Raw genomic sequence first — 13,949 nt, 5'->3', positions numbered from 1 at the left:
CTGTTCCCTACGATGGCGCGGTGACCAGTACCGCGTCCTCCTCCACGGACATCCGGCAGGACCGGCCGCCGCACGAAGAGCGGCCGTCGTGGCAGCAGCGGCTGCACCGCTTCGGCTACCCGGCGCCGGGCCGGTCCAGAAGCGCTGTCCACGAGGGCGATGTCCGCGACCGCCTGGTGCCGCCGTACACGCGGCCGTCGGGACGGCTGTGGGACACGCTCGGCGTCCCGCCGGTGCTCGCGGAACGTCTCACCCGCTGGTCGGGGTGGGGCGGACCGCTGCTGGTGACGCTGCTGGCGGGAGTGCTCCGGTTCTGGAACCTGGGCAGCCCGAAGGCGGTGATATTCGACGAGACGTACTACGCCAAGGACGCGTGGGCGCTGGTCCACCGCGGCTTCGAGGTCAACTGGGACAAGAACGCCAACGATCTGATCCTGAACTCGGGCGGGAGCGTCCCGATCCCGACGGACGCGGCGTACGTGGTCCATCCGCCGGTCGGCAAGTACGTGATCGGGCTCGGCGAGCTGATGTTCGGCTTCGACCCGGTCGGCTGGCGGTTCATGACGGCGCTGCTCGGCACGCTCTCCGTGCTGATGCTGTGCCGGATCGGGCGGCGGCTGTTCCGCTCGACGTTCCTCGGCTGTCTCGCGGGTGCGCTGATGGCGGTGGACGGGCTGCACTTCGTGATGAGCCGGACGTCGCTGCTCGACGGTGTGCTGATGTTCTTCGTGCTCGCGGCGTTCGGCTGTCTGGTGGTCGACCGGGACCGGGCGCGCGAGCGGCTCGCCGCCGCACTGCCGGTGGACGCGGACGGCCGGGCCCGCGCGGACGCGGACATCGCCGAGAACACCCGGCTGGGCCTGCGCCCGTGGCGGCTGGCGGCGGGCGTGATGCTGGGTCTGGCCATCGGCACCAAGTGGAACGGCCTGTACATCATGGCCGCGTTCTGTGTGATGGCGGTGCTGTGGGACGTCGGCTCGCGCCGGGTCGCCGGCGCGTACCGGCCCCGTATCGCCGTCCTGAAGCGCGATCTGGGCTGGGCGTTCCTGTCGACGGTGCCGGTGGCGGTGGTCACCTACTTCGCGTCGTGGATCGGCTGGTTCCGCTCGGCGACCGACGGAAGCGGCGGCTACTACCGCGACTGGGCGGTGAAGGACGGCCGGGACAGCGACTGGTCGTGGCTCTTCCCCGACTGGTGGCGCAGCCTGTGGCACTACGAGAACCAGGTCTACGACTTCCATGTCGGCCTGCACTCCCCGCACACCTACGAGTCCAACCCGTGGAGCTGGATCGTCACCGGCCGCCCGGTCTCCTACTTCTACGAGTCCCCGGCACCGGGCGTGGACGGCTGTCCGGCCGACGCGGGCGAGAAGTGCGCGCAGGAGGTGCTGGCGCTCGGCACGCCGCTGCTGTGGTGGACGGCCTGTTTCGCCCTGCTGTACGTCCTGTGGCGCTGGCTGCTGCGCCGCGACTGGCGGGCGGGCGCCATCGCCTGCGGCATCGCGGCCGGCTACGCCCCCTGGTTCCTCTACCAGGAACGCACGATCTTCTTCTTCTACGCCGTCGTCTTCCTCCCCTTCCTCTGTCTCGCGGTGGCGATGCTGCTGGGCGCCCTGATCGGCCCACCCCGCTCCTCCGACACCCGCCGCGTGGCGGGCGCGACGGCGGCGGGCGTCCTGACCCTCCTGATCGCATGGAACTTCATCTACTTCTGGCCCATCTACACCGGCACCCCCATCCCCATCGAGGACTGGCGGGCGCGGATGTGGCTGGACACGTGGGTTTGAGGCCTTCTGCGCGGTGGGTGGGTCTCTCTTCGGACAACAAACGGACACGGGCGGCCCGTTGGTCACTCTCGGCGCATAGAGTGCTCACTCACCGGGCTTTTTGAACGCGTTCAGGAGACGTGGGGGTCCGGGCGGAGGGGGAACGTCCGATGGCCAAGGGGGTCAAGGCCGCCGTGATCGGCGGGGTGTTCGCGGTGATGCTGGGCGGAGCGGGGTACGGCGCCTACAACATCGTGTCGGCCGTGAGCGGTGACGGGCCGGGCGGCGCGACGACGAAGAAGTCCGGGCCGCCGGACGCGGGGGAGATCGAGGAGACCAGCGAGAACTTCTTCGCGGCCTGGGAGAAGGGGGAGGCCGCGCAGGCGGCGTCGTACACGAACAACGCCGAGGAGGCCGGGGCGCTGCTGACGGCGTACGGCGACGACGCCTTCATCGGTGATGTCGAGATCACGCCGGGGAAGGCCTCCGGTGCCACCGTGCCGTTCTCGGTGAAGGCGACCGTCACCTTCGACGGGAAGTCCGAGCCGCTGGGCTACGAGAGCGTGCTGTCCGTGGTGCGCGGGCAGACCACCGGGCGGCCGCTGGTCGACTGGCAGCCGTCGGTCGTCCATCCGGAGCTGAAGGAGGGCGACACGCTCGTCACCGCGGAGTCCGCGCAGCCGCCCATCGAGGCGGTGGGCCGCGACGGCTCGGTGCTGACGCAGGAGAAGTACCCCTCGCTCGGGCCGGTCCTGGACACCCTGCGCCAGAAGTACGGCGAGCAGGCGGGCGGCACCCCCGGTGTCGAACTCGTGATCAGGCACTCCGGGGCGGCCACCGGCGAGGAGGCGGCCGACACCCCGCTGCTGACCCTCACGAAGGGCAAGGCGGGCAAGCTGCCCACGACCCTCAGCGCCGGGGTGCAGGCGGCGGCGGAGAAGGCGGTGCGGCGGTACCCGGAGTCCTCGGTGGTGGCGGTCGAACCCAGCACGGGTGAGGTGCTGGCGGTGGCCAACCACCGCGAGGACGGGTTCAACGCGGCCTTCCAGGGGCAGGTCGCCCCCGGCTCCACCATGAAGATCATCACCGCCGCGATGCTCATCGACAACGGCGTGACCTCGATGAACGGCCCGGCGCCCTGCCCGGACAGCGCGGTCATGCGCAGCCAGACCTTCAAGAACATCACCGACATGCCGCCGAACGAGGGCGCCAGCCTCGCCAACAGCTTCCTGCGGTCCTGCAACACGGCCTTCATCAAGCTCATCGACGAGGATCCGCTCACCGACTCCTCGCTCACCCAGGAGGCGCAGGAGCGGTTCGGGCTCGGGCGGGACGACTGGAAGACCGGTATCTCCTCCTTCGACGGCAGTGTCCCCGCCGTCGACGGCCCGGACCGCGCGGCGAACGCCATCGGGCAGGGGCAGGTGCAGATGAACCCGCTGAACATGGCCTCCGTGACGGCGACCGCGATCACCGGCACGTTCCGTCAGCCGTATCTGGTCTCGCCCGACCTCGACGGACGTCAGCTGGCGCAGGCGAAGGGCCTCCCCGCGGGCACCGCGTCCCAGCTGAAGCAGATGATGCGGCTCACCGCCACCCAGGGCACCGGCCGGCCGGCCATGTCCGGGCTCGGCGGTGACATCGGGGCGAAGACGGGCTCCGCCGAGGTCGACGGAAAGGCCACCTCCGACAGCTGGTTCACCGGTTTCCGCGACGACGTCGCCGCGGCGGCCATGGTCCAGCAGGGCGGCCACGGCGGCGACGCGGCCGGCCCGATTGTCGCAGCCGTGCTACGAGCGGGCGGCTGACCGCACCGCGTGAACGGCGGGACTCTAATGTGGGTCGTTGGCACGGGCGAGCCATGAGGGCCGGGGGAGCCCGCGGCGGACAGCGGAGGAACAGGAAAGCAGTGGGGAACAGAAGGAACGCCGCCGAGCGGCGCAGGACGAGACCCGCGGTGCTCGGCACGGTGGTCGCCGTGGTCGTCGGCGGTGCCGGGTTCGGCGCCTACGCGCTGTTCGGGGGCGGTGCCGAGGACGGCACGCGGACGGCCTCCACGGCCGAGGACGTCAAGACGGGCCCGCTGTCCGCCGAAGAGGTCACCGGCACGGCCGAGCGCTTCCTCACCGCCTGGCAGTCCGGAAAGGTGAGCGAGGCCGCCGCCCTCACCGACGCCCCCGAGGCCGCGACCGCCCTGCTCACCGCATACGCCGAGGACGCCCGCGTCAAGGACGTCACCCTCACCCCCGGCACCCGCACCGGCGGCAAGGTCCCCTTCGCCGTCAAGGGCACGGTGTCGTACGAGGAGATCAGCAAGCCGCTGGCCTACGACGGCGAGCTGACCGTCGTACGCGGGGCCGGGGACGGCCAACCCGTGGTGGCCTGGCAGCCGTCCGTCGTGCATCCCGAGCTGAAGGACGGCGACAAGCTGGTCACCGGCGAGGCCGGCACCCCGCCGGTCAAGGCGCTGGACCGGGACGGCGGCGAGCTGACCACGGACACGTACGCGTCCCTGGGGACGGTGCTGGACGGGCTGCGCGAGAAGTACGGGGAGAAGGCGGGCGGCGAGGCCGGCGTCGAGCTGCGGATCGTGCGCGGCGAGGAGTCGGAGAAGGCGAAGCTGTCCGACCGGACCGTGCTGGAGCTGAGCGAGGGCACCCCGGGCACGGTGGAGACCACGCTGAGCCCCTCCCTGCAGGCCGCCGCCGAGGCGCAGGTGGCGAAGAAGGAGCGGGCGTCGGTGGTGGTGCTGCGCCCGTCGACCGGCGAGATACTCGCCGTGGCCAACTCCTCGCACGGCTTCAACACCGCGTTCCAGGGTTCGCTCGCGCCGGGCTCCACCATGAAGGTGATCACCTCCTCGATGCTGATCGAGAAGGACCTCGCCGGCATGGACGAGAAGCATCCGTGCCCGAAGTACTTCAGCTACGGCGGCTGGAAGTTCCAGAACGACGACAAGTTCGAGATCAAGGACGGCACGTTCAAGGCGAGCTTCGCCCGCTCCTGCAACACGGCCTTCATCAGCCAGGCGCCCGAGCTGAAGGACGACGATCTCACCAAGCAGGCCCAGCAGGTGTTCGGGCTGGGGATGAACGACTGGCAGATAGGTGTGCCGACCTTCGACGGCTCGGTGCCGGTGCAGTCGGCGGCCCCGATGGCGGCGTCCCTGATCGGCCAGGGCGGGGTGCGGATGAACCCGCTGAACATGGCGTCGGTGTCGGCGACGGTCCAGTCCGGCGTCTTCCGCCAGCCGTATCTGGTCTCCCCTGAGGTCGACGGGCGGAAGCTGGCGACGGCGTCGCGCACCCTGTCGGCGGACACGCTCGCGCAGCTGCGGGAGATGATGTCGTACACCGCGTCCTACGGTACGGCGGCGGAGGCGATGGCCTCGGTGAGCGGTCAGAAGGGCGCGAAGACCGGGTCGGCGGAGGTCGACGGGCAGAAGAAGCCCAACGGCTGGTTCACCGCGTACCGCGGCGACCTGGCGGCGGCCGGTGTCGTCCAGAAGGCCGGCCACGGCGGCTCGACGGCCGGCCCGATCGTGGCGGAGCTGCTGAAGAGCGGCGGCTGAGGGGTCAGTGCGGGACGGGTTCCGCGGCGGCGCGGGCCCGCCGCAGGAACCGGGCCAGGGTCTTTGTCTCGAACTGCACCACCGACACGCCCTGCGCGGTGTGGAACTCGATCACGGCCTGCACACGGCCGCACGGCCACACCCGTATCTCGCCCCGGCCCGTGGGGGAGAGCAGGCCCCGCTCGAGGAGTTCCCGGTCGACGATCCACTCGCGGGGCGCGGCGCCCGGCAGGGCCACGCGGACGCAGAGGGGGTCTTCGTCGGGGTCGTAGCGCAGGACGACGGGTACCGCTCCCCGGTCCTCCTCGGTCTCGTCGGTGACGATGTGGGCTCGCGCGTACTGCTCGACTACGGACATCGGTGGCCCCTTACGCTGCGTGAATCTGCATCCAAGGCGTGCAACCCGTATACCCACCCCCCGTTCAATCGTGCCTCCGATCCGGAATTTGCGCGTCCGAGCGGCGCATATCACAGACGAGGTCTGCGTGAGGTAAAACAAATCGCTCGCTCTTGCGCAGCGTTCGCAACAGGCCACATCATCGAGTCCGTGCACGCACCTGACGGATTCATCGACGCCCCAGTGTCCGCGGCGGTCGGCCTTGTCGCCGCCGGCGCCGTCGCCGTGAGCCTGCGCGGCGCCCGCCGCGAGCTCGACGAGCGCACCGCTCCGCTGGCCGGGCTGGTGGCGGCGTTCATCTTCGCCGTGCAGATGCTGAACTTCCCCGTCGCGGCGGGGACCAGCGGCCATCTGCTCGGCGGCGCCCTCGCCGCGATCCTCGTCGGCCCGTACACCGGCGTCCTGTGTGTCTCCGTCGTCCTGCTGATGCAGGCCGTCCTCTTCGCCGACGGCGGGCTGACGGCGCTCGGTGTGAACATCACCGACATGGCGATCGTCACCACGGTCGTCGCCTACGCGCTCTTCCGGGGCCTGGTGAAGGTGCTGCCGCGCACCCGCCGCTCGGTGACCGCCGCGTCCTTCGTCGCCGCGCTGGTCTCCGTCCCGGCCTCCGCGGTCGTCTTCACGCTGCTCTACGCGATCGGCGGCACCACCGACGTCTCGATCGGCAAGGTCGCCACCGCCATGGTGGGCGTGCACGTCCTCATCGGCATCGGCGAGGCCGTGATCACCGCCCTGACGGTCGGCGCGGTCGTCGCCGTACGCCCGGACCTGGTCTACGGGGCGCGCGGGCTTCAGCGGAAGCTCAGGCTGCGGGTGAACGGCGAACTGGTCGACGCCCCCGACTCCCCCGGCGCCCCCGAGCCGGTGCCCGCCGCCGCGCGCTCGCACCGCAAGGTGTGGATCAGCGGTCTGGCCGCCTCGCTGGTCCTCGCCGGGTTCGTCAGCTTCTACGCCTCCGCGAACCCGGACGGCCTGGAGAAGGTCGCCACGGACCAGGGCATGGACGAGAAGGCCGAGGAGCACGCGATCTCCGACTCGCCGCTCGCCGACTACGGCGTCAAGGACGTCGACGACGCCCGTCTGTCGGGCGGTCTGGCCGGTGTGATCGGCGTGGGTGTGACGGTCGTCGCGGGCACGGGCGTGTTCTGGGCGGTCCGCAGGCGCCGCAGCGAGGACACCGACGACGCCACCTCCCCGAGCGGCACGAGCGTCTGACGTGGGAGCGGGCCACGCGCACCGGCTGTACCGGCACGGGCACTCCTCCGTGCACGCGCTGCCGCCGCACACCAAGCTCGCGGCCGTCTTCGCCTTCGTGGTGGTCGTGGTGTCCACCCCGCGCGAGGCGATGTGGGCGTTCGCGGTGTACGCCGGACTGCTCGCCCTCGTCGCGTACGCCGCCCGCGTCCCGGCCGGCTTCCTGCTGAAGCGCCTGCTGATCGAGGTGCCGTTCGTCGCCTTCGCCGTCCTGCTGCCGTTCGTGGCGGAGGGCGAGCGGGTGGACGTCCTCGGGCTGTCGCTGAGCGTGAACGGGCTGTGGGGCGCGTGGAACGTGCTGGCCAAGGGCACCCTCGGTGTGGCCGCCTCGGTCCTCCTCGCCTCCACCACCGAGCTGCGCGAACTCCTCCTCGGCCTCCAGCGGCTGAGGCTGCCGCCGCTGCTGGTGCAGATCGCGTCCTTCATGGTCCGCTACGGCGATGTCATCACGGACGAGATGCGGCGCATGCGGATCGCCCGCGAGTCCCGCGGCTTCGAGGCGCGCGGGATGCGCCACTGGGGTGTGCTGGCCAAGTCGGCGGGCGCGCTGTTCATCCGCTCCTACGAACGCGGCGAGCGGGTCCATCTGGCCATGGTGAGCCGCGGTTACGCCGGCTCGATGCCGGTGATCGACGAGTCGACCGCGTCCCGGGCGCAGTGGTCGTACGCCCTCGCCCTCCCCTCGGCCGCCCTCGTCGTATGTCTGCTGGGATGGACCCTGTGAGTACCGCATCGCTGGAGGTCTCCGGCCTCGCCTTCGCCTATCCCGACGGCCATCAGGCCCTGTTCGGCGTCGACTTCTCGATCGCGCGCGGTGAGCGGGTGGCGCTGCTGGGCCCGAACGGGGCCGGCAAGACGACCCTCGTCCTGCATCTCAACGGCATCCTGACCGGCGGCACGGGCACGGTGACGGTGGCCGGGCTGCCCGTCGGCGGCCGGCACATGGCCGAGATCCGTCGCCGGGTCGGCATCGTCTTCCAGGACCCGGACGACCAGCTCTTCATGCCGACGGTGCGCGAGGACGTGGCGTTCGGACCGGCGGCGGCCGGGCTCCGGGGGCCCGAGCTGGAGGAGCGGGTGGACCGGGCGCTGGGCCTGGTCGGCATGACGGAGTTCAAGGACCGCCCGCCCCACCACCTCTCCTTCGGGCAGCGGCGCCGGGTGGCCGTGGCGACCGTACTCGCCATGGAGCCGGAGATCCTGGTCCTGGACGAGCCGTCCTCCAACCTGGACCCGGCCTCGCGCCGCGAACTCGCCGACATCCTGCGCTCCCTGGACGTCACCGTCCTGATGGTCACGCACGACCTGCCGTACGCCCTCGAGCTGTGCCCGCGCTCGCTGATCCTCAGCGACGGGGTGATCGCGGCGGACGGCGGCACGGCGGAGCTGCTCGCCGACGACGCGCTGATGCGGGCGCACCGGCTCGAGCTGCCGTACGGCTTCGATCCGCGGTCGGTGCCGGCCGCTCCGTAACGATCGCGGACCGGCAGGAATCACGGGCGCGGCGGCGCTGTTGGACGCGGTGTCGCAGACGGGTGTCTCAGGCGAGTGTCTCAGGCGAGTGTCTCAGGCGAGTGGGAAGGACCGAGGAACGTGGACGTGCACGGCACGGTGGCCGGGGGATTCGAGCCGGTCCGGGAGGCGTTCGCGCGGAACTTCGAGACGCTCGGGGAGCGGGGCGCGGCCGTCGCCGTGTACCGGGACGGACGCAAGGTCGTCGATCTGTGGGCCGGGGTGAAGGACGTCGACGGCGCGGAGCCGTGGGAGCGGGACACCGCGCAGGTGGTGCGCTCGGCGACCAAGGGCGTCGCCGCCGCCGTACTCCTGCTGCTGCACCAGCGCGGCGAACTGGACCTGGACGCGCCGGTCGGCCACTACTGGCCGCGGTTCAAGGCCCACGGCAAGGAACGGCTGCTGGTGCGGCACGTACTGAACCACCGCGCGGGCCTTCCCGTCCTGGACCGCCCCCTCACCCTGGACGAGGCCGCCGATCCCGTGCGGTCGGCCGAGGCGGTCGCCGCGCAGGCCCCCGTGTGGGAGCCGGGCACCGACCACGGCTATCACGCGCTGACCTACGGCTGGCTGGTCGACGAGCTGGTACGACGGCTGACGGGCCGGGGTTCCGGGGAGTGGATCGCGTCGGAGTTCGCCGCCCCGCTGGGCCTGGACCTGTGGGTGGGGCTGCCCGACGCGCAGGCCCACCGTGTCGGCACGGTCGGCCGGATCGAGGGGCCGGAGCCGTCCGGGACACTCCGCGCCCGGCCCAAGCGCTCGGTCACCGACGCCTACGCCGACCCGGCCTCGCTCACCCGCCGCGCCTTCGGGGCGATCACCCCGTTCCCCGACCAGAACGCCCCGGCGTTCCACACGGCGGCCCTGCCCGCCGCCAACGGGATCGCGACGGCGGACGGGCTGGCCCGCTTCTACGCCGCACTGACCGGCCCGCTCGACGGCGTCCGCCTCCTCGACCCGGCCACCGTCGACCTCGCCCGCGCCGAGGAGTCGGCCGGCCCCGACCGGGTGCTGGTGGTCAACACCCGTTTCGGGCTCGGCTACATGCTGCACGGCGGCGCCTCCCCCTTCCTGGCCCCGGGCTCGTTCGGCCACCCGGGCCGCGGCGGCTCCCTCGGCTTCGCCGACCCGGAGTCGGCCATCGGCTTCGGCTACGTCACCAACGGCTTCCGCCAAACGGTGACGGCGGACCCCAGGGCCCAGTCCCTGATCCGAGCGGTACGACAGTCGCTCGCCGACGGGAACCGAGGGGCGACGGTGCCCCCGGCCGCGTTGTCGTCGGTCGCCGCCTCCCCGGCGCCTGGGGCCTGATCCGCCGCACAGGTCCTAGACGTGGATCGGATGGGAGATCCGGCCCGACGCGTCGTCGATCTCGCCGTGTGCCTTGGTCAGCATCTGCATGGCGAGTTCGTTCAGCGCCCGTGCGCCGGCGATCTCCTCCCCGACCCGTGGCTGATTGGAGTCGGTGTGGTGCCGGTTCGCGTGGCCGCGGGCCCGCACCTCGCTCCCGTCGGGCAGCCGGACCATCGCGACGGCGCGTGTCTGCTGTTCGTCCTCCATGAACTCCATCTCGATGTGCCAGCCCACTGTGGTGTGCATCATGAGGTTCACCTCCGGAATACCTAGTTCCAGAGTGCCCCTCGCACGGCACCCACGCACCCGCCCGTACGGCCCGGGACCGCGCTATCCCGTGCGCAGCATCAGCCCGATCCCGACGACCAGCAGCCCGGCCGCGGCGATCCGCGAAGCACCGAACCGTTCGTTGAAGAACAGCGCCCCGATGGCCGCCCCGACGATGATCGACGACTCCCGCAGCGCCGCGATGGGGGCGAGTGCCGCGCGGGTCTGGGCCCACAGGACGAGGGCGTAAGCGGCGACGGACAGGGCCGCGCCGAGCAGCCCGAGCGTGGCGTGCGGGCGGAGCCGGGCTCCCGTCCCGCGCCGCCAGCGCCAGAGGGCGTACGCCGGGATCACCGTGCCTTGGACCGCCATCAGCCAGGCGATGTAGCCGAACGACGAACCGGCGGCGCGGACGCCGAGCCCGTCGACGACGGTGTAGACGGCGATGGTCAGACCGGTCGCCAGGGCGGCCCCGATCGCCGCCCAGTCGGGCCGGCGCCCGCGCAGTCCCCACAGGGCGACGCCGGTCAGGCCCGCACAGGACAGGGCGATCCCGGCGGCGGCCCAGCCGTCGGGCACCTCGTGCGCGAACACGGCGGCCAGGACGGTGACGGCCAGCGGCGCGCTCCCGCGGGCGATCGGGTACGCCAGGCCGAAGTCGCCCAGCCGGAAGGACTTCATCAGCAGCGCGTAGTACGCGATGTGGATCGCGGCCGAGCAGAACAGATACGGCCACGCCCCGGCTGCCGGCAGCGGCACGAACGGCACCGTCGCCAGCCCGATCAGCAGCCCGCCGCCGGAGATCAGCGTGAACCCGACGAGCTTGTCGGTGATCCGGTGCGCGATGGCGTTCCAGCTGGCGTGGGTGACGGCGGCGAGCAGCACGGCCGCGGTGACCAGCGGGGTCACGGGGTGTGCTCGCGCGGGTCACGCCGGGAGTGCCCGCAGCGAGAAGCACATGTGTACACATGGAACACCGTGTACCTTTGGTGCATGACGCAGATGCCCATAGAGTCCATCCGTGATGTGCGCGCGCACCTGGCCGAGGTGGTCGAGCGGGCCGACCGGGACGACACGCCGACGGTCATCACGCGGCGCGGCAGGCAGGTGGCGGCGGTCGTGTCGATAGAGGTGCTGCGCAGATACCAGGAGTGGGAAGAGCGCGAGATCAACCGGATCATCGACGAGCGCATGGCGAGCCCGTCCGCCGGCGTCCCGATCGAGGACGTCATGAGGGAGACGCTGGAGCGTGGTGAGTAACCGCTACCGCACCGTCTTCCGGCCGGAGGCGCAGGCGGAACTCCGCAAGGTCCCCCGGGGCATGGCGCTCCGGATCCTGGTGAAGCTGACGGAACTGGAGACCGACCCGCTGGGTTTCCACACCACCGCGCTCGTCTCCCGGCCCGACCGGCGTCGTCTTCGCGTCGGCGGCTACCGCGTCGTCTGCACGATCGACGACGGGGAGCTGACCGTATGGGTCGTTCACGTCGGGCATCGCTCCACCGTATACGGCGCCTGACACACCGTAGGAAGCAGGAAGCCGGTGAGGGCGCCCCGTCCCCACGGAGCCCTCACCGGCTGGTCCCTGCGTACTCGCTCAGGCGGTCAGGCCCGTACGAGTTCCCTGTCCTCGTCCTTCCTGTCGTCCTCCGTGCGCAGGCCCTCGCCCTCGACGTCGACGTTGGGCAGGATCCGGTCCAGCCACTTCGGCAGCCACCAGGCGCGCTTGCCGAGCAGGGCCAGTACCGCCGGGACGATCGCCATGCGGACCACGAACGCGTCGAAGAGGACGGCGATCGCGAGGCCGAAGCCGATCATCTTGACCATCGCCTCGCTGGAGCCGATGAAGCCGGAGAACACGGCGATCATGATGACCGCGGCCGCGGTCACCACCCGGGCGCTGTACTTGAAGCCGGTCACGACGGCCTGCCCCGGCTTCTCGCCGTGGACGTAGGCCTCCCGGATCCGGGTCACGAGGAACACCTCGTAGTCCATGGCCAGTCCGAAGACCACGCCGACCATGAAGATCGGCATCATCGACATGATCGGGCCGGTCTCCTCGACGCCCATCAGCGAGGACAGCCAGCCCCACTGGTAGACGGCGACGACCGCGCCGAGGGCCGCGAGGACGGAGAGGAGGAAGCCGAGGGCGGCCTTCAGCGGGACGAGGATCGAGCGGAACACGACGATCAGCAGCAGGAAGGCCAGTCCGACCACCAGGACCAGATACGGCACCAGCGCGTCGTTGAGCTTCTGCGAGACGTCGATGTTCATGGCCGTGGCCCCGGTGACGAGGACGTCCGCGTCGGTGTCGGCCTTGATGTCCGCACCGGCGGCGCGGATGTCGTGCACCAGGTCCTCGGTGGTCACCGAGGAGGGCTTGGAGTCCGGGACGACGGTGATCGTCGCGGTGTCACCGGCCTTGTTGGGGGCGGCCGGGGCGACGTTCACGACGTTGTCGAGCCCCTTGATGTCGTCGCCGGCCTGCTTGAAGACGGCGTCCGGGTCGTCGCTGTCCTTGGCGTCGACCACGACCACCAGCGGTCCGTTGAAACCGGGACCGAAGCCCTCGGAGAGCAGGTCGTAGGCGCGGCGCTGGGTGGTGGACGTCGACTGCGAGCCGTCGTCGGGCAGGCCCAGTTCCAGCGAGGCCGCCGGGACGGCCGCGGCACCGAGGCCGACGACACCGAGGAGCAGCACGGCGAGCGGACGGCGTACGACGAAACTCGCCCAGCGGGTGCCCATGTTCGGGCGCCCCGGCTTCTTCGCGGCACGGCCGCCGCCGAACAGCTTGCTCTTCTCGCCGGCGGGGCGGACCCGGCGGCCGGCGTAGCCGAGCAGGGCGGGGATCAGGGTGAGGGCGATCAGGACCGCGATGGCGACGGTGCCGGCGGCGGCGATGCCCATCTTCGTCAGCATCGGGATGTTGACGACCGACAGACCCACCAGGGCGATCACGACGGTGAGGCCGGCGAAGACGACGGCGGAGCCGGCCGTGCCGACGGCGCGTCCGGCCGCCTCCTCGCGCTCGCGGCCCTCGGCGAGTTCACCGCGGTAGCGGGAGACGACGAAGAGCGCGTAGTCGATGCCGACGGCGAGGCCGATCATCGAGGCCAGGATGGAGGTGGTGGAGCCGAGGTCCAGGGTGCTGGCGAGGGCGGTGATGCTGGAGACGCCGATGCCGACCCCGACGATCGCGGTGAGCAGCGGCAGCCCGGCGGCGAGCAGGGAGCCGAAGGTGATCACGAGGACCACCGCGGCGACACCGATGCCGATGATCTCGGCGGACCCGGTGTGCGGGACGGCCTGGAGGGCGTCACCGCCGATCTCCACGGTCAGCCCGGCGTCGCGGGCGTCCTCGGCGGCCCCTTCCAGGGCGTCGCGGGAGGAGTCCTCCAGCTCCATGCCGGAGACCTTGTAGCTCACGGAGGCGTAGGCGATGGTGCCGTCCTGGCTGACGCCGCCGCCCTCGTACGGGTCGGTGACGCGGGCGACCTCGGAGCCGTCGGAGAGCTCCCCGACGGTCTTCTCGACGGCCGCCTTGTGGCCGGCGTCGGTCATCTTCTCGCCGGCCGGCGCCTTGAAGACCACGCGTGCGGTCGCCCCGTCGGCACTGGAGCCGGGGAAACGTTCTTCCAGCAGGTCGAAGGCCTTCTGGGCCTCGGTGCCGGGGATCGAGAAGGACGAGTTGCCGGCCGCGGGGGCGCCGGCCGCGCCGACGCCCGCGAGCGCCAGCAGCGCCACCCAGAAGAGGGCTACGAAATGCCGTCGCCGGAAGGCGAACCGGCCGAGTCGATAGAGGAAAGTGGCCACGAGGGCGTACTCC

13 protein-coding genes are annotated in these 13,949 nt (G+C 71.4%); 9 read left to right on the top strand and 4 right to left on the bottom strand.

Translation table 11 applies throughout. The annotated features are described in order from the left end of the window. Window positions 1–20 precede the first annotated feature (20 nt). From IF28_RS0108600 to IF28_RS0108590, 3 genes are all read left to right on the top strand, one after another. The gene (locus tag IF28_RS0108600; protein ID WP_030216234.1) at window positions 21–1,787 is read left to right on the top strand and encodes a dolichyl-phosphate-mannose--protein mannosyltransferase; all 1,767 of its coding nucleotides are present in this window, start codon (window positions 21–23) and stop codon (window positions 1,785–1,787) included. Between the two features lie 149 nt (window positions 1,788–1,936). Further along, window positions 1,937–3,574, top strand: a complete 1,638-nt coding sequence (locus tag IF28_RS0108595; RefSeq protein WP_030216232.1) for a penicillin-binding transpeptidase domain-containing protein — start codon at window positions 1,937–1,939, stop codon at window positions 3,572–3,574. 101 nt (window positions 3,575–3,675) lie between these two features. Then, complete coding sequence (locus IF28_RS0108590) at window positions 3,676–5,337, top strand: penicillin-binding transpeptidase domain-containing protein (RefSeq protein ID WP_030216230.1); 1,662 nt, start codon at window positions 3,676–3,678, stop codon at window positions 5,335–5,337. A gap of 4 nt (window positions 5,338–5,341) precedes the next feature. Here IF28_RS0108590 and IF28_RS0108585 read toward each other — a convergent pair whose 3' ends face one another. Next, the gene (locus IF28_RS0108585) at window positions 5,342–5,695 is read right to left on the bottom strand and encodes an SsgA family sporulation/cell division regulator (protein WP_030216229.1); all 354 of its coding nucleotides are present in this window, start codon (window positions 5,693–5,695) and stop codon (window positions 5,342–5,344) included. Window positions 5,696–5,884: 189 nt separating this feature from the next. Between IF28_RS0108585 and IF28_RS0108580 the strand changes: the two genes are divergently transcribed. The 4 genes from IF28_RS0108580 to IF28_RS0108565 all read left to right on the top strand — a co-directional run bounded on the left by IF28_RS0108580 (window position 5,885) and on the right by IF28_RS0108565 (window position 9,814). After that, entirely contained in the window at window positions 5,885–6,952 is a 1,068-nt protein-coding gene (locus tag IF28_RS0108580) for an energy-coupling factor ABC transporter permease (RefSeq protein ID WP_030216227.1), read from the top strand. A 1-nt stretch (window position 6,953) separates the two neighbouring features. Further along, window positions 6,954–7,715: a cobalt ECF transporter T component CbiQ gene (gene cbiQ / locus IF28_RS0108575; RefSeq protein ID WP_030216226.1), complete on the top strand. Its 762-nt coding sequence runs from the start codon at window positions 6,954–6,956 to the stop codon at window positions 7,713–7,715. Beyond that, a complete protein-coding gene (locus IF28_RS0108570; protein WP_037892849.1) occupies window positions 7,703–8,464 on the top strand; it encodes an energy-coupling factor ABC transporter ATP-binding protein in 762 nt (253 codons plus the stop codon). Before cbiQ ends, IF28_RS0108570 begins: the two co-directional genes overlap by 13 nt. 120 nt (window positions 8,465–8,584) lie before the next feature. Then, a complete protein-coding gene (locus IF28_RS0108565) occupies window positions 8,585–9,814 on the top strand; it encodes a serine hydrolase domain-containing protein (protein ID WP_051713680.1) in 1,230 nt (409 codons plus the stop codon). Window positions 9,815–9,829: 15 nt separating this feature from the next. Here IF28_RS0108565 and IF28_RS0108560 read toward each other — a convergent pair whose 3' ends face one another. Next, window positions 9,830–10,105 carry a DUF1876 domain-containing protein gene (locus IF28_RS0108560; RefSeq protein WP_030216222.1) on the bottom strand — a complete coding sequence of 92 codons (276 nt, stop codon included), beginning with the start codon at window positions 10,103–10,105 and terminating at the stop codon, window positions 9,830–9,832. A gap of 81 nt (window positions 10,106–10,186) precedes the next feature. Further along, window positions 10,187–11,032, bottom strand: coding sequence for a DMT family transporter (locus IF28_RS0108555; protein WP_030216220.1), 846 nt, complete (start codon window positions 11,030–11,032; stop codon window positions 10,187–10,189). A gap of 84 nt (window positions 11,033–11,116) precedes the next feature. Here IF28_RS0108555 and IF28_RS0108550 point away from each other — a divergent pair, with 84 nt between their 5' ends. Then, a complete protein-coding gene (locus IF28_RS0108550; RefSeq protein WP_030216216.1) occupies window positions 11,117–11,383 on the top strand; it encodes a type II toxin-antitoxin system Phd/YefM family antitoxin in 267 nt (88 codons plus the stop codon). Beyond that, entirely contained in the window at window positions 11,376–11,642 is a 267-nt protein-coding gene (locus IF28_RS0108545) for a type II toxin-antitoxin system RelE family toxin (RefSeq protein ID WP_030216215.1), read from the top strand. Before IF28_RS0108550 ends, IF28_RS0108545 begins: the two co-directional genes overlap by 8 nt. 86 nt (window positions 11,643–11,728) lie before the next feature. Here the strand turns inward: IF28_RS0108545 and IF28_RS0108540 are convergent, their stop codons facing one another. Further along, window positions 11,729–13,936 (bottom strand): MMPL family transporter, encoded by a 2,208-nt coding sequence (locus IF28_RS0108540; protein WP_030216214.1) that lies wholly within the window; start codon window positions 13,934–13,936, stop codon window positions 11,729–11,731. Window positions 13,937–13,949: the final 13 nt, after the last annotated feature.

This window comes from Streptomyces sp. NRRL WC-3626, from assembly GCF_000718785.1.
GTDB lineage: Bacteria > Actinomycetota > Actinomycetes > Streptomycetales > Streptomycetaceae > Streptomyces > Streptomyces edwardsiae.
This window is presented reverse-complemented; position numbering and strand designations above follow the sequence as displayed.